Raw genomic sequence first — 22,324 nt, 5'->3', positions numbered from 1 at the left:
CTACGGCCCCACCTTTCCGTTCGCGACCGCCGTGGGGGCCGGATCGGTCGTACCGACGTCCTGCATGGTCGCCTGGACCGCCGGGTTGATCACATCGGTGACCGGCTTCGGGTAGAAGCCGAGAAGCAGCAGGAGCAGCACCAGCGGCGCGACGACCACCTTCTCGCGCAGCGTGATGTCGCGCCGCATCGCAGGCAGCTCGGTCAGGGCCGGATTCAGGTCACCCTGGGTGGTGCGCTGGATCATCCACAGCACGTACGCGGCGGCCAGGATGATGCCGGCCGTGGCGATCACCGCGTACGCCTTGTGCACCGTGAACGTGCCGATCAGCACCAGGAACTCGCTGACGAACGGCGCGGTACCGGGCAGCGCCAGGGAGGCCAGACCGGCGAAGAGCATGATGCCGGCCAGCACCGGCAGCAGCTTCCCGGCGCCGCCGAAGTCGCTGACCAGCGCCGACCCGCGCCGCGCGATGAACATCCCGACCACGAGGAAGAGCAGGCCGGTGGCCAGGCCGTGGTTCACCATGTACAGCACCGAGCCGGTGCCGGCCTGGGTGGTGAAGGCGAAGATGCCGATGCCGATGAAGCCGAAGTGTGCGATCGAGGTGTACGACACCAGTCGCTTCAGGTCGTTCTGGCCGACCGCCAGCAGGGCCGCGTAGATGATGCCGATGACCGCCAGCACCAGGGCGGCGGGGGCGAACCAGCGCGACGCCTCCGGGAACAGCGGCAGGCAGTACCGCAGGATGCCGAACGTGCCGACCTTGTCCATCACGCCGACCAGCAGGGCCGCCGCGCCGACCGGGGCGGCGCCACCGGCGTCGGGCAGCCAGGTGTGGAACGGGAAGAACGGCGCCTTGATCGCGAAGGCGATGAAGAACCCGAGGAACAGCCACCGCGCGGTGTTGGTGTCCAGTCCGGATGCCGCGTCGGCCAGCTTCGTGAAGTCGAACGTGTGCCCGCCCAGCACCCACAGCCCGATCACCGCGGCCAGCATGAACAGGCCGCCGACCAGCGAGTACAGGAAGAACTTCACCGCGGCGTACTGGCGGCGGACACCGCCGAACGAGCCGATGATGAAGTACATCGGGATCAGCATGACCTCGAAGAACACGTAGAACAGGAACACGTCCGCGGCCGCGAACACGCCGATCATCGTGAACTCGAACGCCAGCAGCAGCGCGAAGTACGTCGACGCCGAACGCTGCGTCTCGTCGACGTCGTGCCAGGACGCCAGGATGACCACCGGCACGAGCACCGCGATCAGCAGCAACATGACCAGCGCGATGCCGTCCGCTGCGAACGTGAACCGGGCGTCCCACGTCGGGATCCACGGGTACGACTCGACGAACTGGAACCGGGGGGCGTGGTCGCCGACCTGGAAGTCCACGTACATGACGATGCTGAACGCGAGCACGGCCAGCGACCAGACCAGCGCCACGGTCTTGGCCACCTGGGCCTTGGCCCGCGGGATGCACGCCACCACCACCGCCCCCACCAGCGGGGCCAGTGTCAGGACGGACAGGTACGGGAATCCGGAGTCCGTCACGAGAACCACCCCAGCTGGATGACGAGGAACGCACCGAGGACCACGACGGCGCCGGTGAGCATGGACAGGGCGTACGAACGGACGAAGCCGGTCTGCAGCCGCCGCAACCGGCCCGAGCCGCCGCCGACGCTGGCCGCGATGCCGTTGACCACCCCGTCGATGCCCTTGTTGTCGAAGAAGACCAGGGCCCGGGTGAGGAAGATGCCCGGCTTCTCGAACACCGCCTCGTTGACGGCGTCCGTGTACAGGTTGCGCCGCGCCGCGGTGACCACCACGCCCGCGGGCTGCTCCTGCTCGGCGGTGCCGTTACGGAAGAGCATGTATGCGATGCCCGCGCCGATCACGGTCAGCGCCAGCGACAGCGCGGTGATCACGCCGTGCGGGATGACCGGCTCCACCTCGTGCGGCTCCGGCCCGAAGACCGGTTCCAGCCAGTCCGGGATGGACGTGGCCAGCAGCCCACCCGCGCCGATCGAGCCGAGCGCCAGCAGCATCAGCGGCACGGTCATGATGTACGGCGACTCGTGCGGCTCCTTGATGTCGTCCGTCCACCGCTTCGGGCCGTGGAACGTGAGGATGAACAGCCGGGTCATGTAGAACGCGGTGAGCCCCGCGCCGACCAGCGCCGCGGTGCCGTACAGCCAGGCGGTCCAGCCTTCGCGCTCGAAGGCGGCCACGATGATCGGTTCCTTGGAGAAGAACCCGGAGAACGGGAACATGCCGATGATCGCGAGCCAGCCCATCATGAAGGTGATCCACGTCCAGCGCATGTACTTGTACAGCCCGCCGAAGCGTCTGATGTCCACCTGGTCGTGCATGCCGTGCATCACCGAACCGGCGCCGAGGAACATGTTGGCCTTGAAGAAGCCGTGCGCCAGCAGGTGGACGATGGCCAGCGCGTACGCGCCGCCGCCCAGGCCCACCCCGAGGAACATGTAGCCGATCTGGCTGACCGTGGACCAGGCGAGGACCCGCTTGATGTCGTCCTTGGCCGCGCCGATGATGCAGCCAATGAGCAGCGTGAGCGCCCCGACGCTGACCACGACGGTCTGCAGGGCGGTGTTCGCGCTGAAGATCGGGTTGGACCGGGCGATCAGGTAGACACCGGCGGTGACCATGGTCGCGGCGTGGATCAGGGCGGACACCGGGGTGGGGCCCTCCATCGCGTCCGGGAGCCACGCCTGGAGCGGGAACTGGCCGGACTTGCCGCACGCGCCGAGCAGCAGGAGCAGCCCCATGATCAGGACGGTGGTGGAGGACAGCGCCCCGACCCCGTTGAACACGTCGGCGTACTGGGTGGAGCCCAGGGTGGCGAACATCAGGAAGATGCCGATCGCCAGGCCGGCGTCGCCGACCCGGTTCATCAGGAACGCCTTCTTGCCCGCGGTGGCCGCCGACGGCCGGGTGTACCAGAACGAGATCAGCAGGTACGACGCCAGGCCGACGCCCTCCCAGCCGAAGTAGAGCATCACGTAGTTGTTGCCGAGCACCAGCAGCAGCATCGCCGCCACGAAGAGGTTGAAGTAGCCGAAGAACTTCCGGCGGCCCTCGTCGTGCGCCATGTACCCGACCGCGTACAGGTGGATCAGGGAGCCGACGCCGGTGATCAGCAGCACGAACACCCCGGCCAGGGGGTCGAACAACAACCCGAAGTCGACCTTGAAGTCGCCGACCACGATGAAGTTCCACAGGCTCTGCTCGGCGGACTTGTTGGTCAGGAAGGCGAGCTGGATGAAGAAGATCAGGCCGAGCACGAAGCTCGCCGCGACCGACAGCACCCCGAGCCAGTGCCCCCACTTGTCGGCCGCCCGCCCCAGCAGGAGCAGGATCGCCGCGCTGGCCAACGGAATCGCTACCAGCAGCCAGAGCAGGTGCAGCGGGCCCACCGGATGGGCGTACTCCACTGGTTCCACGTGCAGGCCCTTCAGTACTTGAGGAGGTTGGCGTCGTCGACGCTCGCCGACCGCCGGGTCCGGAAGATCGACATGATGATGGCCAGGCCGACCACGACCTCGGCCGCCGCGACGACCATGACGAAGAACGCCATGATCTGCCCGTCCAGGCCGCCGTTGATCCGGCTGAAGGTGATCAGCGCCAGGTTGGCGGCGTTCAGCATCAGCTCGATGCACATGAACAGCACGATGGCGTTGCGGCGGATCAGCACCCCGGTGGCCCCGATGGTGAACAGGATCGCCGCGAGCACCAGGTAGTAGTCGGGAGTCACTCTTCTGTTCCCTTCGGGGCCGCCTCGCGCGCCGTCAGCTCACGCACGGGCAGGATCGGCGAGATGCTGCGCTCGGACAGGTTGCCGTCGGGCAGGCGGGCCGGTGCGGCCACGGACATGGTGTTCGCGTACACGCCGGGGCCGGCCTTGGGAGCCGGGTGGTTGCCCGGGCGGAACCGCTCCTTCATGCGGGTCACCTGGTCGTGGATCTCTTCCTTGGCCCGCTCGACGTGGGCCAGGATCATCGCGCCGACCGCCGCGGTGATCAGCAGCGCGGAGGTGACCTCGAACGCGAAGACGTAGTTGGTGAACAGCACCCGGGCGATGCCCTGGACGTTGCCGCCCGCGTTCGCGGCGTCCAGGCCGACGACCGTGCCGCCACCGCCCAGCGAACGGGCCAGGCCGGTGGCGACCAGGATGGCGAAGCCGATGCCGAGCAGGATCGCCGCCACCCGCTGTCCGCGCAGCGTCTCGATCAGCGAGTCCGAGTTGTCGCGGCCCACCAGCATCAGCACGAACAGGAACAGCATCATGATCGCGCCGGTGTAGACGATGATCTGCACCAGGCCCAGGAACGGCGCGTCGTTGACCACATACAGGAAGCCCAGGCAGAGCATCGTCACGATCAGCCACAGTGCGGAGTGGACCGCGTTGCGGGCCAGCACCATGCCCAGGGCGCCGAGGACGGCCAGGCTGCCCATGATCCAGAATCCCCAGGCCTCGGTGGCCGAGACCTGCCCGGCCGCGGCGGCGAACGTACCCATCAGGCTCCGCCCTTCTTGAGGCCGGAGCTGGCCGCCTCGGCCTTGCCGCCGCCGCGGCGGGCCGGACCCGCCGTCTCGGGGCGGCTGGCCGGGTCCACCTCGGTGGCCGCGTCCGTCGTGCCGGTCTCCGACCACGGCGCGCGCTCCGCGCCGGCCGAGGTCCCCGGGTTGGTCAGCGCACCGACGTAGTAGTCCACGTCGGTGTCGCCGAGCCGCATCGGGTGCGGCGGCTGCTCCATGCCCGGCAGCAGCGGCGCCAGCAGCTGCTCCTTGGTGAAGATCAGGTCCTGCCGGGAGTCGCGCGCCAGCTCGTACTCGTTGCTCATGGTCAGCGAGCGGGTCGGGCACGCCTCGATGCACAGGCCGCAGAAGATGCACCGGGTGTAGTTGATCTGGTAGATCGAGGCGTACCGCTCACCCGGGGAGAAGCGCTGCTCCTCGGTGTTGTCGCCGCCCTGGACGTAGATCGCGTCCGCGGGGCAGGCCCACGCGCACAGCTCGCACCCGATGCACTTCTCCAGGCCGTCCGGATGCCGGTTCAGGATGTGCCGGCCGTGGTACCGCGGGGCCGGGGTGGGCGGCGAGAACGGGTAGTCGGTCGTGATGACCTTGCGGAACATGTGCGCGAAGGTCACCCCGAAGCCCTTGAACGAGCCCGTGAACGTCCCCACGTCACACCTCCTCGTCTGGTGTGTCGTCGGGTGTCTCGGTGGTGCCGCCGCCCACGGTGGCGGGCTCGCGCTCGGCCACCGCGCGGCGGGCGCGCGGGCTGGGTGGCACCTGCAGGTCCAGCGGAGGTACGGGGAAGCTGCCCGGTGGCCGCTGCGCGAGCTGCTCCTCCAGCGACAGTGCCGGCTCCCGGCTGCCGGTGCGCCAGAACGCCGCGACCAGTACCACGGCGATCAGCACCCCGCCGATGATCAGCCACTTGTTCTGCTGCGAGGTCTCGGTGTTGAGCACCCGGACGGCGGAGAGCAACAGGATCCACACCAGGTTGACCGGGATGAGGACCTTCCAGCCGAACCGCATGAACTGGTCGTAGCGCAGCCGGGGCAGCGTGGCCCGCAGCCAGATGAAGCCGAACAGCAGGATCAGCACCTTGGCCAGCCACCAGATCAGTGCGAACCAGCCCGAGTTGGCGTCGGACCAGAATGCGGTGATCGGCCACGGGGCCCGCCAGCCGCCCAGGAACAGCGTCGTGCACAGCGCCGAGACGGTGATCATGTTGATGTACTCGGCGAGGAAGAACATCGCGAACTTGAACGACGAGTACTCCGTGTGGAAGCCGCCGACCAGCTCGGACTCGGCCTCGGGCAGGTCGAACGGCGCCCGGTTGGTCTCACCGACCGCGGAGATCGCGTAGATGATGAAGCTCGGCAGCAGCAGCACCGCGTACCAGCTCGGGGCCGTCGGATGCCAGCCCAGGATGTCGATCGAGGACGGCTCGTTGCCCGCCTGCGCCTTGACGATCTGCGAGGTGGACATCGTGCCCGCGGTCATGAACACCGCCACGATGGACAACCCCATCGCGACCTCGTAAGAGATCATCTGGGCGCTGGAGCGCAGGCCACCCAGCAGCGGGTACGTCGAGCCCGACGCCCAGCCGGCCAGCACCACGCCGTACACGCTCATCGAGGAGCACGCCAGCAGCACCAGCACGGAGACCGGTACGTCGGTCAGCTGCAGCGCGGTCCTGTGCCCGAACATCGACACGACCGGGCCGAACGGGATCACCGAGAACGCGGTGAACGCGGTCGTCGCCGAGATCACCGGGGCGATGAAGTACACCGCCTTGTCCGCGGTGATCGGGATGATCTCCTCCTTGAACGGCAGCTTGAGGCCGTCCGAGAGGCTCTGCAACCAGCCCTTGGGGCCGACCTGGTTGGGGCCGGGCCGCACCGCCATCCGGGCCACGACCTTGCGCTCATAGTTGATCGTGAAGAGCGTCAGCAGCAGCAGGACGACGAAGACCCCGAGCAGCTTGATGAGCACGATCCACCAGACGTCGTTCTCGAACGTCTGCAGGGTGGGATCCTGCGCCTCGGCGAGGATCATCACGGCGTTACCCCCTTCTTGCTGACCTCGGGGGAGGCGAGCAGGTTGCTCTCGGCGGCCGAGGCGTGCGGGGCCTGCGCGAGCAGCGGGCCCGCCACCCCGGCGGTCAGCCGGACCACGGCGCCCGAGCTCACACCCAGGCTGCGCCGGACCGTGGCGCCCGGTGAGTTCGTCGGCAACCACACCACGCCCTCGGGCATCTCCGTGATCGCCGTCTGCAGGGTGATCGCGCCGGTGTCCGTACCGACCGTCAGCGGGTCGCCGTCGGCGACCCCGAGCGCCTCGGCCGTACCCTTCGCGATCCGGACCAGCGGCGGGCGGGCCGTCCCGGCCAGGACCTCGTCGCCGTCGAGCAGGCGACCCAGGTCGATGAGCTGATGCCAGGTGGCCAGCACGGCCTGCCCGGCCGCCGGCTCCGCCACGGGGCCCGGTTCCACGGTCGGGGCGGCCTGCGGGGCCGAGGTGTTGGCCCGCATCCCACCCAGTTCGCGGCGGATCGCGTTCACGTCGCCGGTGCCGAGCGTGACGTCCAGCAGGGCGGCGACCGCCTCCAGCGCCCGTCCGTCGGTCATCGCACTGGTCTTCAGCACGGTCCCGAAGGTGCGCAGCCGCCCCTCCCAGTCCATGTAGGTGCCCGGCTTCTCGACCGCCGGGGCGACCGGCAGCACCACGTCGGCGCGGCGGGTCACCGCGCTGTGCCGCAGCTCCAGGCTGACCAGGAACGGCACCGCGTCGAGGGCCCGCTCGGCCAGGCGCGGGTCGGCCAGGTCGGCCGGGTCCACCCCGGCGACCAGCAGCCCGCCCAGTTCGCCGGCCGCGGCGGCGGCCACGATCGCGTCGGTGTCGCGGCCCACCGCGGCGGGCAGGGACTCGACCGGCACGTCCCAGGCGGCGGCCAGGTCCGCACGGCCCCCGGCGTCGGTGACCGGACGGCCACCGGGCAGCAGGTTCGGCAGGCAGCCCGTGTCGACCGCACCGCGGTCGCCCGCGCGCCGCGGCACCCAGGCCAGCCGGGCACCGGTACGGGCGGCCAGCGCGGCGGCGGCCGAGAGCCCGCCGGGCACCTCCGCCAGCCGCTCGCCCACGATGAGCAACGCCCCCTCGGCGGACAGCGCCGCCGCGATCGCCGGGTCGCCGGCCAGCAGCCGCGCCTCGGCGCCGGGCACCGCCTCGACCAGCGTGGCACCGAGCTTCTCGAAGCCGCGGGTCAGGAACGGCGCCACCGCCACCACGCCGAGCTTCTTGTGCACGTACGTCTTGCGCAGCCGCAGGAAGAGGATCGGGCACTCCTCCTCCGGCTCCAGCCCGACGATCACCACCGACGGAGCCTTCTCCACGTCGGCGTAGCTGACGTCGCTGACCCCGGCCACGCCGGCGGCCAGGAAGTCGGCCTCCTCGCCGTGCGCGCCGATCGGCCGGGCCCGGAAGTCGATGTCGTTGGTGCCCAGCGCCACCCGCGCGAACTTCGCGTACGCGTACGCGTCCTCGACCGTCAGGCGGCCACCCGTGAGCACCCCGACGCCGCGCTCGCGGGCGGCCCGCAGACCCTCGGCCGCCACGTACAGCGCCTCGCTCCACGAGGCTTCGCGCAGCTCACCGGTGTCGGCGTCGCGGACGAGCGGGGTGGTGATCCGGTCGGCCGCGGTGTCGTACCGGAAGCCCCACCGGCCCTTGTCGCAGTTCCACTCCTCGTTCACCGCCGGGTCGTCACCGGCGAGGCGGCGCAGCACCTTGCCGCGCCGGTGGTCGGCACGCATCGCGCAGCCCGCCGAGCAGTGCTCGCACACCGTGGGCGTGGAGACCAGGTCGAACGGCCGGGCCCGGAACCGGTACTGCTGGCCGGTCAGCGCGCCCACCGGGCAGATCTGCACGGTGTTGCCGGAGAAGTACGAGTTGAACGGGACATCCCCTTCGCCGTCCGAGCCGCCGAAGACCTCGTCCCGGTACACGTTGATCTGCTCGCCGGAGGAGCGGTCCATCAGGTCGATGAACTTGTCCCCCGCGATCTCCTCGGAGAACCGGGTGCACCGCTGGCACAGCACGCACCGCTCCCGGTCCAGCAGCACCTGGCTGGAGATGTGGATCGGCTTCTCGTACGTGCGCTTGTTCTCCTGGAACCGCGAGTCCGAGCGGCCCGTGGACAGCGCCTGATTCTGCAGTGGGCACTCCCCGCCCTTGTCGCAGGTCGGGCAGTCCAGCGGGTGGTTGATGAGCAGCAGCTCCATCACCCCGGCCTGGGCCTTCTTGGCCACCGGCGAGGTGAGCTGGGTCCTGACCACCATGCCCTCGGCGACCGTCTGGGTGCACGAGGCGACCGGCTTGCGCTGGCCCTCCACCTCGACCAGGCACTGCCGGCACGCCCCGGCGGGGGCCAGCAGCGGGTGGTCGCAGAACCGCGGGATCTCGATACCCATCCGCTCCGCGACCCGGATGACCAGCTCGCCCTTGGCGGCCGTCACCTCGACCCCGTCGACGGTCAGCGTGACGGTGTCGGTCGGCTTGGCAACGTCCGTCATCAGTGCGCTCCTACCAGGGTCTTCTCGGACAGCCGGGGAGCCGTCCGACCCTCGATGTAGTCGAGGTAGTCCTGCTTGAAGTACTGCAGTGAGGAGGTCACCGAGCTGGTCGCGCCGTCACCCAGACCGCAGAACGAGCGGCCGAGGATGTTGTCGCAGGTGTCCAGCAGCGTGTCCAGGTCCTCGTGGGTGCCCTGACCGGCCAGGATCCGCCGGTAGGTCCGGACCATCCAGTAGTTGCCCTCCCGGCACGGGGTGCACTTGCCGCACGACTCGTGGTGGTAGAACTCCAGCCACCGGTACGTGGCGTACACCGGGCAGTCCTGATCGGAGAAGATCTGGACGGCCGTGGTGCCCAGGATGGACCCGGCCGCCGCGACACTCTCGAAGTCCATCGGCACGTCGATGTGCTCCGCGGTGAGCAGCGGGGTGGACGAGCCGCCCGGGGTCCAGAACTTGAGCTGGTGCCCCTGCTTCATGCCACCTGCCAGCTCGATCAGCTCGCGCAGGGTGATGCCGAGGCCGCACTCGTACTGGCCGGGGTTGGTGATCCGGCCGGACAGGGAGTAGATCATCGGGCCGGACGACTTCTCCGTGCCCATGCTCTTCCACCACTCCGCGCCGCCGAGCACGATGTACGGCACGCTGGAGATCGTGCCCACGTTGTTGACCACCGTGGGGCTGGCGTACAGGCCGGCGACCGCGGGGAACGGGGGCCGCAGCCGCGGCTGGCCGCGGAAGCCCTCCAGCGAGTCGAGCAGCGCGGTCTCCTCGCCGCAGATGTACGCCCCGGCGCCCGAGTGCACCACCAGTTCCAGGTCGAACCCGGTGCCGAGGATGTTCTTGCCGAGGTAGCCCTTGACGTACGCCTCGCGCACCGCGTTGCGCAGCCGCCGCGCCGCGTGCACCGCCTCACCGCGGATGTAGATGTACGCCCGGTTGGCGCGGATCGCGTACGAGGCGATGATGCACCCCTCGACCAGCGAGTGCGGGTCGTACGTCATCAGCGGCAGGTCCTTGCAGGTGCCCGGCTCGCCCTCGTCGGCGTTCACCACGAGGTAGTGCGGCTTGCCGTCGCCCTGCGGGATGAAGCCCCACTTGAGACCGGTGGGGAAGCCCGCGCCGCCGCGGCCACGCAGCCCGGAGTCCTTCATGAGCTGGATCAGGTCGTCGGGGTGCACCGCGAGGGCCTTGCGCAGAGCCGCGTAGCCGTCGAGCCGCTCGTAGACGTCGATCTTCCAGGCGTCCGGCGACAGCCAGCGCTTGGTGAGGACGGGGGTGAGCTTCTCCAGGACTTCGCGTCGAGGCTCGGTCACTGCTCTGCCTCCTCAGCGGCGGTGTCGGTGCCCCCGGCGGCCTTCCGCAGATTGCTCTGCTGCGGTTCGGGGTTGTCCCCGGCGGGCTTGGCGTCGCTGGCCGGAGCGTTGGCGTCGGGAGCCGCCGCCTTGGTGGCCTGCGGGTCGGAGCCCGCGGCCTTGGCGCGCGTTCTCGTGGTGGGAGCGCGGCGCGCGGCCGGTTTGTCGCCGGACGCCGCCTTGGCTGCGGGCGCCGCCTTGTCCGCAGGCGCCGCCTTGGCGCCGCTGGCGGGCTCGGCGTCGGCTGCCGGTTTTTCGCCGGCGGGCGCCTTCGCCGCCGCGGTCGGTGCGGCGGTCTTGGCGGGGGCCGCCGGCTGACCGGGGGCGGGCTTGGTCGTCGGGATCGGAGTGTCCGGGTTGAAGTTGCGGACCGCGATGCCGTTCTTCTGGGCCAGCGTGACCCCGCGCAGGGTGGGCGCCCCGGCCGGGCCGTCGGCGACCGCACCGTCGCGCGGATCGGCGAACCCGGCGAGTTGGATCGCCATCTCCTTGAGGGAGCACAGCCGCGCCCCGCGGGTGGGCGCCGGGCGCTGCCCGTCGCGCAGACCATCGACGAGGTCGATCGCGCCCTGCGGGGTGACGTTGTCGTAGAAGTCGTAGTTGACCGTCATCACCGGGGCGTAGTCGCAGGCCGCGAGGCACTCCGCGTGCTCCAGGGTGACCCGGCCGTCCGCGGTGGTCTCGTCGTGACCGACGCCGAGGTGCTCGGCCAGCTCGTCGTACACCTCCTGGCCGCCCATGACGTTGCACAGCGTGTTGGTGCACACGCTGACCAGGAACTCGCCGGTGGGCCGGCGCTTGTACATGGTGTAGAAGGTCGCGACTGCGCCGACCTGGGCCTTGTTGATGCCCAGCACCTCGGCGCAGAACGCCACCCCGGCCGGGCTGACGTATCCGTCCTGCGACTGCACGAGGTGCAGCAGCGGGAGCAGTGCGGACCGTTCCCGGCCCGCCGGGTAGCGGGCGATGATCTCGCGCGCCCGTGCCAGGAGTTTCTCCGCGAGCGGCGCGGCGGCCGGGGAGAACTCCACCGTGCTATCAGACATTTAGCGGTCACACCCACCCATCACCGGGTCAAGGGAGGCGCCGCCGGCGATCACGTCGGCCAGCAGGGCGCCCTCGGCCATCGCGGGGATGGCCTGGAGGTTCACGAAGCTCGGGTCGCGGTAGTGCACCCGGTACGGGCGGCTGCCGCCGTCGGAGACCGCGTGCACGCCGAGCTCGCCGCGCGGATGCTCGATGCCGACGTACACCTGGCCGGGCGGGACCCGGAAACCCTCGGTCACGAGCTTGAAGTGGTGGATCAGCGACTCCATCGACTGACCCATGATCTTGGCGACGTGTTCGAGCGAGTTGCCGAGGCCGTCCACGCCCAGCGCGAGCTGTGCGGGCCAGGCGATCTTGCGGTCCTCGACCATGATCCGGCCCGGCTTCAGCCGGTCCAGGGCCTGCTCGATGATCTTCAGCGACTCCCGGATCTCCGCCATCCGCACCAGGTAGCGCCCCCACACGTCACCGGTGGTGGCGGTGGGCACGTCGAACTCGTAACTCTCGTACCCGCAGTACGGCATCGTCTTGCGCAGGTCCCAGGCGAGACCCGCCGAGCGCAGCACCGGGCCGGTGATGCCCAGGGAGAGGCAACCGGTCACGTCGAGCACCGCGACGCCCTGCGTGCGCTTTTGCCAGACGAACTGGCCGGAGAGCAGCTTCTCGTACTCCTTGAGCTTCTTCGGCAGGTACTTCAGGAAGTCGCGGATCTTGGTGAGGGCCGCTTCCGGCACATCCTGGGAGAGACCCCCGGGCCGGATGTACGCGTTGTTCATCCGCAGCCCGGACGCCTCCTCGAAGATGTCGAGGATGTACTCGCGCTCGCGGAAGCCGTACAGCATCATCGAGATCGCGCCGAGCTCCATGCCCGTGGTGGCGATCCACACCAGGTGCGAGGCGATCCGCTGGAGTTCCATGAACATCACGCGGATCGTGTTCGCCCGCTCCGGGATCTCGTCGGTGATCCCCAGCAGCTTCTCGACCGCGAGGCAGTAGCCCGCCTCGTTGAACATGTTGGCCAGGTAGTCCGCGCGGGTCACGAACGTGACCCCCTGGGTCCAGTTGCGGTACTCCAGGTTCTTCTCGATGCCGGTGTGCAGGTACCCGATGACGGGGCGGCACTCCGTGACGGTCTCGCCCTCGAGTTCCAGCACCAGCCGCAGCACCCCGTGGGTGGACGGGTGCTGCGGACCCATGTTGACGACGATCTTCTCGTTGCTGAGCGGGTCGATGCCCTCGGCGACCGTGTCCCAGTCGCCGCCGGTCACCGTGAAGACGCGGCCTTCGGTGGTCTCCCGCTCGGTCGCGTAGGCCTGCTCACCCGTCGTATGCGTGGTCATTGGTAGACCCTCCGCTGGTCTGGTGGAGGAATTTCGGCGCCCTTGTACTCGACGGGCACACCGCCGAGCGGGTAGTCCTTGCGCTGCGGGTGGCCCTCCCAGTCGTCCGGCATGAGGATCCGGGTCAGGTTGGGGTGGCCGGTGAAGACGACGCCGAACATGTCGTACGTCTCCCGCTCCTGCCAGTCGGACGTGGGGTACACCCCGGTGACGGACGGGATCGCCACCCCCTCGGGCACGGCCACCTCCAGGCGCACCCGCCGCCGGAACGTCATCGACGTCAGGTGGTAGGCGATGTGGAACCGGCGCTCGTCGCTGCCCAGATAGTCCACACCGCTCACCGACGAGCACAGCTCGAAGCGCAGCGCCTCGTCGTCGCGCATCACCTGGCACACCTCGGCGATGCGCTCCGCCTTGATGTGCAGGGTCAGCTCACCCCGGTCGACGATCACCTTCTCGATCGCGTCCGCGAAGCCCGGGTACGCCTCCTCCAGCGCGTCGTGCACCTCGTCGAAGTACCCGCCGAACGGCCGCGGGGTGTCCCCGAGGCTGGGCGTACGCCGGACCAGGCCGCCGAATCCGGAGGTGTCGCCGGAGCCGCGCACGCCGAACATGCCGCGCTTGACCGCCCGCGGGTAGTCGGCGGGCGCGCCAGCGGCCGCGCCGACCGGCGGGGCCGCCACGGGCACCCCCGCGCCGGGCTGCTCGGAGGGCCGGTTCGGCTCGGTCGCCGGGCCCTTGGTGCTGTCGGACGTCACTTGCGGCCCTCCCCTCGCATGTGCGGTTGCAGCTTCATCCAGTTCTCGATGCGCAGTTGCTCCTCGCGGCCCTCCTTGACCGCCTGGATCCACTGCTCGCGCCGCTGGGGGTCCGCCCGGTACGACGAGGGCATGGCGCCCGGGGCGACGATGGGCAGCTTGCCCTCGGCCCGGCGGGCCTCCAGCATCTTGCGGCCGTTGGGGCCGAGCGGGGTGGCCATGACCTTCTCGCGCATCTTCAGGATCGCGTCGATCAGCATCTCCGGCCGCGGCGGGCAGCCCGGCAGGTAGACGTCGACCGGGATGATGTGGTCGACGCCCTGCACGATCGCGTAGTTGTTGAACATGCCGCCGGACGAGGCGCAGACGCCCATCGAGATCACCGAGCGGGGCTCCGGCATCTGGTCGTAGATCTGGCGCACGACCGGGGCCATCTTCTGGCTCACCCGGCCCGCCACGATCATCAGGTCGGCCTGGCGGGGCGAGGCGCGGAACACCTCCATGCCCCAGCGACCCAGGTCGTAGTGCGGGCCACCGGAGGCCATCATCTCGATGGCGCAGCAGGCCAGGCCGAACGTGGCGCCCCAGAACGACGACTTGCGGGCCCAGTTGGAGAGCTTCTCCACCGAGGTGAGCAGGATGCCGCTCGGCAGCTTCTCTTCGATTCCCATTGGTTATCAGTCCCAGTTCAGGCCGCCACGCCGCCACACGTACGTGTAGGCGATGAAGACGGCGACGATGAACAGGACCATCTCGACGAACCCGAACAGGCCCAGCACCTCGAAGGACACCGCCCAGGGGTAGAGGAAGATGGTCTCGATGTCGAAGACGATGAACAGCATCGCGGTCAGATAGAACTTGATCGGGAAGCGGCCGCCGCCGATCGGCTGGGGCGCGGGCTCGATGCCACATTCGTACGCGTCCAGCTTGGCGCGGTTGTATCTCTTCGGGCCCACGATGGGCGCCACCGAGACCGAGAACAGGGCGAAGAGCGCGCCGAGGATCAGCAGCCCGACGATCGGTACGTAGGGGTTGAGCGTCATACCGTCTCCTGCTCGACTGTTAGCCGCTTCACACTATTAATCCCGTTCTGCCCACCTGCGACCGGGGGTACCCGAACTGCCCAGACTGTGCTGGCCGGACGTGCCCTCCCGCGCTCGCTCATACCGTGCCGGCCGGGCATGCCCTCCCGGCCCTCGCTGCGCTCGGTGCAGTCGGTCATACCGTGGGGGCCGCTTTCGTGAGGCCGTTGATGATCCGGTCCATGGCGTCTCCGCCGCGCGGGTCGGTCAGGTTCGCCAGCAGCTTGAGGACGAAGCGCATCAGCGTGGGATGGGGCATGCCGTGCTTCGTGGCGATCCGCATGATCTGCGGGTTGCCGATCAGCTTCACGAACATCCCACCGAGCCGGTAGTACCCACCGAAGCGGAGCTTCAGCTCCGCCGGGTACGCCCGCAGCGCCCGCTCCCGGTCGGCGCCCGCCGACCGGGCCAGCGCCTGCACCGCCACCTCGGCGGCCAGCTCACCGGACTCCATCGCGTACGCGATGCCCTCGCCGTTCATGGGGTTCACCATGCCGCCCGAGTCGCCCACGAGCATGACGCCACGCGTGTAGTGCGGCACCCGGTTGAAGCCCATGGGCAGCGCAGCGCCCAGAACCGGCCCTTCCGCGTGCTCCTCGCCGCGCATGCCCCACTCCGGCGGGGTGGTGCCGAGCCAGTCGGTCAGCATGGCCCGGTAGTTCGTCTTCCCGAACGCGCTGGAGGAGTTCAGGATGCCGAGCCCGACGTTGACCCGGCCGTCGCCGAGCCCGAAGATCCATCCGTACCCCGGCAGCAGGACGTCGGAGTTCTGGGCGCTGCGAAGCTCCAGCCAGGACTCCAGATAGTCATCATCCGCCCGTACGGGTGACCGGTAGTAGCGCCGGACCGCCACGCCGAGTGGACGGTCGTCGCGTTTGGCGAGTCCCATGGCGAGCGGCAGCTTGCCGGACACACCGTCCGCCGCGATGATCAGCGGCGCCCGATACTGGACGGGCTCCTTACCGGGGCCGACCCTGGCGGTGACCCCGATCGCGTGGCCGTCGTCGTCGAGCACCGGCCCGGTGACGTTGACGCCGGTGCGCAGCAGGGCGCCCGCCTCGGCCGCGCGCCTGGCCAGCATGTCGTCGAAGTCCAGTCGCGTGCGGACCAGGCCGTAGCTGGGGAAGCTGGCCAGCTCCGGCCAGTCCAGTTCGAGGCGTACGCCCCCGCCGATCACCCGCAGGCCCTTGTTCTGCAGCCAGCCGGCCTTCTCGGAGGTGTCGATTCCCATCCGGATCAACTGCCGGGTGGCGCGCGGGGTGAGCCCGTCGCCGCAGACCTTCTCCCGGGGGAACTCGGTCTTCTCCAGCAGCAGGACGCGCAGGCCGTGCCGCGCCATGTGGTACGCCGCCGCGGACCCGCCGGGCCCGGCGCCGACCACGATCACGTCCGCCTCGTCGGCGATGGCGCCTGCCGCGGCCACGTGCTCGTTCACGGCTCACCCTCCGTTCGCGTGCGGGCTAGTGAAACAGTTCACAAGCCAGCCCAGGTCGGAGTCTAGGACTGCCATCGAAGTGGATAGGGGTTAGGGGTACCTAACCGTTCCGGGATGGCGATGTCGACGGTGCAGCGCCATCCCCGCCGTGCCTCACCGTGCTCGTCGGGGTGTCCATCTTGCTCTTCGTGTCAACGTGCGGTTCGCCGTCCGTCGTGGCCGCCGTCGCGGCGTGGCGCGGCTTGCCCGGCCTGTCGGCCGCGACGGGCGCGGCGGCGCCGCCCGGTGCGTCGCCGGCTCCCGGCGCGCCCGTGGCGATCGCGCGGTCGGCGGCGTCCCGGGCGGCTCCGTCCAGGTGCTCCCGAAACGTACCGCCCAGCGCGCGGTCGAGCGCCACAATCAGCTGATCCACCAGATCCTGCGCCAGCTCGGGATCGCTCGCGGCCACCGTACGGATCCGGGCGGCCAGCTCGTGGGCGCGGCGTTCCCCCTCGTCCTGCTCGTCGATGGCGAGGTCGATCTCGGTGTCGACGCCGAAGGAGTCGACCGGTTGACTGGACATGGTCATACCATCGAGCTAATCACCCAAACCGCCCATAAGAGGCATGATTGGCAAAATCCCGCCCATGATGGCGCTTGGATGCCGATTCCGCGCGATCCCCGTGGTGCCGGCTAGACCTTGGTGGCGCGGTGCAGTGCGACGATGCCACCGGTCAGGTTCCGCCAGCCGACCCGCGACCACGGCCCGGCCTCCAGCATGCGGGCGGCCAGGCCCTCCTGGTCGGGCCAGGCGCGGATCGACTCGGCGAGATAGACGTACGCGTCGGGATTGCTCGACACCGCCCGGGCCACCGCGGGCAGGCTGCGCATCAGGTACGACAGATAGGCGGTGCGGAACGCCGGGCTCGTCGGGTGGCTGAACTCGCACACCACGAGCCGCCCGCCCGGGCGGACCACCCGGGCCAGCTCGCGCAGCGCCGCGCCGGTGTCCACCACATTGCGCAGCGCGAAGGAGATCGTCACCGCGTCGAAGGCACCGTCGGGGAACGGCAGCGCAAGCGCGTCCCCCGCCACCAGCGGGACCCCGGGGCGCCCACGACGCCCGGCCGCCAGCATCCCCACCGACAGGTCCGCGCCGACGGCGTACGCCCCGGAGAGCGCCATCTCCTCGGTGGACACGCCCGTGCCCGCACCGACATCCAGCACCCGCTCCCCCGGCCGCAGGCCCAGCGCGGCCCGGGTCGCCCGGCGCCACCCCCGGTCCTGGCCGAAGGACAGGATCGTGTTGGTCAGGTCGTACCGCTCGGCCACGCCGTCGAACATCTCGGCGACCTCGTGCGGCTGCTTGTCCAGATCTGCGCGCGTCACGGTTGCCCACTCTGCCACCGCCGCACACAACGCGGGCGGGATGGTGACCCATCCCGCCCGCGCCTGGTGCGTTATATATACGACCGCCATCGGTCGGGTCCGACCCCGCCGCCGGCGGTCAGATGCCGTGGCGACGTTCAGTGGTGCGGTGTTACGCAGGCACCGTAACTAGGGGATACGCACCCAGACAGCCGGACGACGCGCTTGTTACCGAGGAGCAATCCGCTCCCGTGCGGACCGCCGACCGGCGGCTGTCCGAACGGTTGATCAACCACGCCGGACGGTGGAATCGGCCTCGGGCAAATCGACCACGGTCGTTGCCGACCGGCCTCCGGAAATGGACCGCCGCCGATCCGGGTCAGCCGGCGTCGACCAGCGGCAGGCTGCGCCGGGCCCCGCCGCCGGGCAGGGCGATCGAGGAGAAGTGGGACACCACCCGCTCGTCCGTCGGGTCCTCGGCCGCGGTGTGGTGCACGGCCAGGTGCCGGTACAGGGTGTCGCGCTGGGCCGGGATGCGGTCGGCCGTACGGATCATCGAGATCAGTTCGTGCAGGTTGGACCGGTGCCGGGCGCCCGCCGAGGAGATGACGTTCTCCTCCAGCATGATCGAGCCCAGGTCGTCCACGCCCATGTGCAGGGACAGCTGGCCGACGTCCTTGCCCGTGGTCAGCCACGACGCCTGCAGGTGTGCCACGTTGTCGAAGAACAGCCGGGACACCGCGATGAACCGCAGATACTCCAGTGTGGTGGCCTGGGTCCGGCCCTTGAGGTGGTTGTTCTCCGGCTGGTACGTCCACGGGATGAACGCCCGGAACCCGCCGACCTCGTGCGACGCCTCGACCGGCGTGTCGAGGTAACCGTTGGCCACGGCGAGGTCCTGCACCTCACGGATCATCCGGATGTGCTCGATGCGCTCGGCGTTGGTCTCGCCCGTACCCATCATCATCGTGGCCGTGGAGCTCAGGCCGTTACGGTGTGCGACCGCCATGACCTCCAGCCAGCGCGCGCCGGACTCCTTGAGCGGGGCGATCGCCTTGCGCGGCCGGTCCGGCAGCATCTCGGCGCCCGCACCCGCGATCGAGTCCAGGCCCGCGGCCTTGATCCGGACGATCGCCTCCTCGATGGAGACGCCGGAGACCTTGGCCATGTGCAGGATCTCGCTGGGCCCGATGGAGTGGATCGCCAACTGCGGGTACGCCTGCTTGACCGAGGAGAACAGCGTCTCGTAGTACTCGACGCCGTAGTCGGGGTGGTGACCGCCCTGCAGCATCACCTGGGTGGCGCCCAGCTCGACCGCCTCGCCGCACCGGCGCAGGATCTCCTCCATCGGGTGCGACCAGCCCTCGGCGTGCTTCGGCGCCCGGTAGAAGGCACAGAACTTGCAGGCCGTGACGCACACGTTGGTGTAGTTGATGTTGCGGTCGATCAGGTACGTGACGATGCCGTCCGGGTGCCGGCGGCGCCGGACCGTGTCCGCGGCCTCGCCCAGCGCGTGGAAGGGCGCCTCCGTGTAGAGCAGCAGCGCTTCCTCGGGGGTGATCCGCCCGCCGTCCGCGCCGCGCTGCAGAATGCTGTCGATCTCCGGGTTCGCCGTCACGCCTCGAAGCGTACGTGCCCGGGTGGAACACGTCAGCGGCACCGGTCACGGCCAGGCCTGGTGCCCGGTGGCCACGCCCGGCTTCGTGTCGGATCGGGTCGTTAGGCTCGAAGGATCCCCATCAGGAGCGGAGGCGGCGTGCTGCTCGTTCATGGCACGTGGGTGACCGGTACGGCCGGCGGGCTCGCGGTGTGGGCCGAGAGTGATGCCGCCCTGCTGCCGTCGCGCCCCCGGTCCCGCCCGCGGATCCACCCGGGTGCGGTGCCCGCGGAGGCTCTGCGCGCCATCCTGCTCAACGCCGACCCGTCGGCCGCCGAGGACGGCGACCAGCCGACTGTTCGGGGCGAAGGCCCAGCCGCCGACGGCGACGGGGGCCTCCAGGACGTCCTCGCCAAAGCGGCCGACGCGGAACTGACTCTGCTGCTGCCCGGCACGACCCGCACGCCGCTGCCGTCACCGGAGACGGGCGCCGAAATGTCGCGGCGCGGGATCCGGCTGGGGTCATGGCCGACGCCCGCGGTACTCCTGCCCCCGGACGCCGCGCTGGCCGCGCTCGCCGCCCTGACCGACCCGGACCCGGACGGGCCGTGGGCACCGGCCGCCTCGCTGCGCTACCTCTGCCTGCTGGCAGGCCACGCGTGCGACCTGGCCCGGCGCGGCCGGATGCTGCCCCAACTGGTCACCGAGGCGGGTGTCCCGGCGGCGCGGTGGCGGCCCGTGCAGACGGGCGCGGACGCGGCGACGTACCGCGACTTCGGTGCCGCGATGCCGCCGGTGTGCCGGGCCGCCGGACCGGACGCCGGAGTGGGCGCGACCCTGGCGGCCGCCCTGGACGCCCTGGTCGACGCCGCGGCGCGGGCCCTGCTGCCGGAACGCCTGCTGCTGGGCCACCGGCCGGGTGCCAAGGCCCCGCTGCCCGACCGGTGGGCGCTCGCCCTCACCGCGGCCGACCCGACCCTGCCAGGCGCGCCGCCCGCCGAGGTCGCGGCGCTGGAGCGGACGCTGAGCGCCTGGCTGCGCGCGGCGCACGACGCCAACGGCCCGATCCGGGTCAGCTTTCGCCTGGTCGAGCCGCTGCCCGGACAGGACGACTGGCGCCTGGAGTTCGCGCTGCAGTCCGCCGAGGACCCGAGCCTGTACCTGCCCGCGGAACAGCTGTGGGCCGGAGTTCACCTGCCGGGCCTGCCGCCCCGACCGGACGAGATGCTGCTGGCCGGGCTCGGGCGGGCCGTCCGGCTCTTCCCCGCACTGCACGAGGCCCTGCAGGCACCGCGCCCCGACGCGATGACGCTGGACACCGCCGGTGCCCACGACTTCCTGCGGCAGGCCGCACCGCTGCTGCAGGCCGCCGGGTTCGGGGTGCAACTGCCCGCCTGGGCGGGACGCAAGGCGGTCGGCCTGAAACTCACCACCCGCAGCCGCAAGGGCACCACCCAGAAGGCGGCGGCCGACTCCGGCTTCGGCCTCGAGCAGCTCGTCGACTTCCGGATCGATCTGGTGGTGGGCGACGCGACGGTCGACGCGGACGAGCTGGCCGAGCTGGCCCGCCTCAAGGTGCCGCTGGTCCGGGTCCGCGGGCAGTGGGTGGAGCTGGACGAACGCCAGCTGCGGGCGGCGCTGAAGGCGGTCGGCGGGCGCCGCGAGGGTGAGCGCACCGCCGGGGAGGTGCTCCAGCAGGTCGTCGACGGCGGCGACGAGGACCTGCCGCTGGTCGAGGTCGACGCGGACGGGTCGCTGGGCGACCTGCTCTCCGGGCGGGCGGCGGAGCGGCTCTCGCCGGTGCCGACGCCGCAAGGCTTCCAGGGGCGGCTGCGGCCGTACCAGGAGCGCGGGTTGTCGTGGCTGCACTTCCTGGCCCGGCTGGGGCTGGGCGGCATCCTCGCGGACGACATGGGCCTGGGCAAAACCGCGCAGACGCTGTCGCTGCTGCTGGCGGAGCGGGGCGCGGGTGCGGTCGCGCCGACGCTGCTGATCTGCCCGATGTCGCTGGTCAGCAACTGGCAGAAGGAGGCGGCGCGGTTCGCCCCGGGGCTGCGGGTGTACGTCCATCACGGCGCGGCCCGCGCGCGCGGCGACGACCTGTCCCCGCAGATCGCCGACGCGGACCTGGTCATCACGACGTACGGGACGGCGCTGCGGGACCTGGGCGCGCTGCGCGACGCGGCGTGGGGCCGGGTGGTCTGCGACGAGGCGCAGGCCATCAAGAACAGCGGGACCCGGCAGGCGCAGGCGGTCCGGGCGATCCCGGCCCGGACCAGGCTCGCCCTGACCGGCACCCCGGTGGAGAATCACCTGGCCGAGCTCTGGTCCATCATGGAGTTCTGCAACCCCGGCCTGCTCGGCTCCGCGAAACGGTTCCGGCGGCGCTTCCAGGAGCCGATCGAGGTACGCCAGGACACCGACGCCACGGCCGCCCTCAAGCGGGCCACCGGCCCGTTCGTGCTGCGCCGGCTGAAGACGGACAAGTCGATCATCTCCGACCTGCCGGAGAAGAACGAGATGAAGGTCTGGTGCACCCTCACCCCGGAACAGGCGACCCTGTACCAGGCGGTGGTCGAGGACATGATGGCCGTCATCGCCGACTCCGAGGGCATCCAGCGGCGCGGCAACGTGCTGGCCGCGATGATGAAGCTCAAACAGGTCTGCAACCATCCCGCCCACATGCTCAAGGACGGTTCCCGGCTGCCCGGGCGCTCGGGCAAGCTGGCCCGGCTGGAGGAGCTCGCGCAGGAGATCATCTCCGACGGCGACAAGGCGCTGGTCTTCACGCAGTTCGCCGAGTTCGGGACGCTGCTGCAGCCGTATCTGGCCGCGCACCTCGACCGGCCGGTGCTGTGGCTGCACGGTGGGCTGTCCAAGGCCCGCCGCGACGAGCTGGTCGACCGCTTCCAGTCCGACCCGGAGCCGATGCTGTTCCTGCTGTCGCTCAAGGCGGCCGGCACCGGGCTCAACCTCACCGCGGCCAACCACGTCATCCACGTCGACCGCTGGTGGAATCCGGCGGTGGAGGATCAGGCCACGGACCGGGCGTTCCGGATCGGGCAGTCGCGCAACGTCCAGGTGCGCAAGTTCATCTGCACCGGCACCCTGGAGGAGAAGATCGACGCGATGATCGAGCGGAAGAAGACCCTCGCCGCCGCGGTCGTCGGCACCGGCGAGGACTGGATCACCGATTTGAGTACGACCGAACTGCGCGAGCTGTTCGCGCTGGATCCCGTGGCGGTGGGCTGAC

At 70.4% G+C, this 22,324-nt stretch carries 18 protein-coding genes; 1 reads left to right on the top strand and 17 read right to left on the bottom strand.

The features are described from left to right. The 17 genes from ACMCNO_RS03365 to mqnC form a co-directional block, all read right to left on the bottom strand. Complete coding sequence (locus tag ACMCNO_RS03365; protein ID WP_412747948.1) at window positions 1–1,551, bottom strand: NADH-quinone oxidoreductase subunit M; 1,551 nt, start codon at window positions 1,549–1,551, stop codon at window positions 1–3. Next, window positions 1,548–3,455, bottom strand: a complete 1,908-nt coding sequence (gene nuoL, locus ACMCNO_RS03360; RefSeq protein ID WP_412753597.1) for an NADH-quinone oxidoreductase subunit L — start codon at window positions 3,453–3,455, stop codon at window positions 1,548–1,550. The genes ACMCNO_RS03365 and nuoL overlap by 4 nt, the downstream gene beginning before the upstream one ends. A 20-nt stretch (window positions 3,456–3,475) precedes the next feature. After that, entirely contained in the window at window positions 3,476–3,775 is a 300-nt protein-coding gene (nuoK, locus tag ACMCNO_RS03355; RefSeq protein WP_130510265.1) for an NADH-quinone oxidoreductase subunit NuoK, read from the bottom strand. After that, complete coding sequence (locus ACMCNO_RS03350; protein WP_412747947.1) at window positions 3,772–4,539, bottom strand: NADH-quinone oxidoreductase subunit J; 768 nt, start codon at window positions 4,537–4,539, stop codon at window positions 3,772–3,774. The genes nuoK and ACMCNO_RS03350 overlap by 4 nt, the downstream gene beginning before the upstream one ends. Beyond that, complete coding sequence (gene nuoI, locus ACMCNO_RS03345) at window positions 4,539–5,210, bottom strand: NADH-quinone oxidoreductase subunit NuoI (protein WP_412747946.1); 672 nt, start codon at window positions 5,208–5,210, stop codon at window positions 4,539–4,541. The genes ACMCNO_RS03350 and nuoI overlap by 1 nt, the downstream gene beginning before the upstream one ends. Before the next feature lies 1 nt (window position 5,211). After that, on the bottom strand, window positions 5,212–6,594 hold the full coding sequence (nuoH, locus tag ACMCNO_RS03340; RefSeq protein WP_412753596.1) for an NADH-quinone oxidoreductase subunit NuoH: 1,383 nt from the start codon (window positions 6,592–6,594) through the stop codon (window positions 5,212–5,214). Then, on the bottom strand, window positions 6,594–9,110 hold the full coding sequence (locus ACMCNO_RS03335; RefSeq protein ID WP_412747945.1) for an NADH-quinone oxidoreductase subunit G: 2,517 nt from the start codon (window positions 9,108–9,110) through the stop codon (window positions 6,594–6,596). Before ACMCNO_RS03335 ends, nuoH begins: the two co-directional genes overlap by 1 nt. Then, the gene (nuoF, locus tag ACMCNO_RS03330; protein WP_412747944.1) at window positions 9,110–10,426 is read right to left on the bottom strand and encodes an NADH-quinone oxidoreductase subunit NuoF; all 1,317 of its coding nucleotides are present in this window, start codon (window positions 10,424–10,426) and stop codon (window positions 9,110–9,112) included. Before nuoF ends, ACMCNO_RS03335 begins: the two co-directional genes overlap by 1 nt. Next, window positions 10,423–11,511, bottom strand: a complete 1,089-nt coding sequence (gene nuoE / locus ACMCNO_RS03325; protein ID WP_412747943.1) for an NADH-quinone oxidoreductase subunit NuoE — start codon at window positions 11,509–11,511, stop codon at window positions 10,423–10,425. Before nuoE ends, nuoF begins: the two co-directional genes overlap by 4 nt. Then, window positions 11,512–12,852: an NADH-quinone oxidoreductase subunit D gene (locus ACMCNO_RS03320; protein ID WP_412747942.1), complete on the bottom strand. Its 1,341-nt coding sequence runs from the start codon at window positions 12,850–12,852 to the stop codon at window positions 11,512–11,514. Further along, window positions 12,849–13,541, bottom strand: a complete 693-nt coding sequence (locus ACMCNO_RS03315) for an NADH-quinone oxidoreductase subunit C (RefSeq protein WP_412753595.1) — start codon at window positions 13,539–13,541, stop codon at window positions 12,849–12,851. Before ACMCNO_RS03315 ends, ACMCNO_RS03320 begins: the two co-directional genes overlap by 4 nt. 65 nt (window positions 13,542–13,606) lie before the next feature. Further along, window positions 13,607–14,281 carry a NuoB/complex I 20 kDa subunit family protein gene (locus ACMCNO_RS03310; protein ID WP_412747941.1) on the bottom strand — a complete coding sequence of 225 codons (675 nt, stop codon included), beginning with the start codon at window positions 14,279–14,281 and terminating at the stop codon, window positions 13,607–13,609. Window positions 14,282–14,287: 6 nt separating this feature from the next. Further along, window positions 14,288–14,653 (bottom strand): NADH-quinone oxidoreductase subunit A, encoded by a 366-nt coding sequence (locus ACMCNO_RS03305; protein ID WP_412747940.1) that lies wholly within the window; start codon window positions 14,651–14,653, stop codon window positions 14,288–14,290. Window positions 14,654–14,828: 175 nt separating this feature from the next. Further along, window positions 14,829–16,127, bottom strand: coding sequence for a geranylgeranyl reductase family protein (locus ACMCNO_RS03300; protein ID WP_412747939.1), 1,299 nt, complete (start codon window positions 16,125–16,127; stop codon window positions 14,829–14,831). 100 nt (window positions 16,128–16,227) lie between these two features. Continuing rightward, the gene (locus ACMCNO_RS03295) at window positions 16,228–16,689 is read right to left on the bottom strand and encodes a hypothetical protein (RefSeq protein ID WP_412747938.1); all 462 of its coding nucleotides are present in this window, start codon (window positions 16,687–16,689) and stop codon (window positions 16,228–16,230) included. Window positions 16,690–16,799: 110 nt separating this feature from the next. Next, a complete protein-coding gene (locus ACMCNO_RS03290) occupies window positions 16,800–17,495 on the bottom strand; it encodes a demethylmenaquinone methyltransferase (RefSeq protein WP_412747937.1) in 696 nt (231 codons plus the stop codon). Between the two features lie 358 nt (window positions 17,496–17,853). Continuing rightward, window positions 17,854–19,092 (bottom strand): cyclic dehypoxanthinyl futalosine synthase, encoded by a 1,239-nt coding sequence (mqnC, locus tag ACMCNO_RS03285; RefSeq protein ID WP_412747936.1) that lies wholly within the window; start codon window positions 19,090–19,092, stop codon window positions 17,854–17,856. A gap of 138 nt (window positions 19,093–19,230) precedes the next feature. On the opposite strand from mqnC, the gene ACMCNO_RS03280 reads away from it, so the two are divergent. Continuing rightward, window positions 19,231–22,323, top strand: coding sequence for an SNF2-related protein (locus ACMCNO_RS03280; RefSeq protein ID WP_412747935.1), 3,093 nt, complete (start codon window positions 19,231–19,233; stop codon window positions 22,321–22,323). Window position 22,324 lies beyond the last annotated feature (1 nt).

The sequence above is a fragment of the Krasilnikovia sp. M28-CT-15 genome (assembly GCF_047159595.1).
Taxonomy (GTDB): Bacteria; Actinomycetota; Actinomycetes; order Mycobacteriales; family Micromonosporaceae; genus Actinoplanes.
Note: the sequence above shows the minus strand (reverse complement) of the source record. Positions and strands in the feature narration are given on the sequence as shown.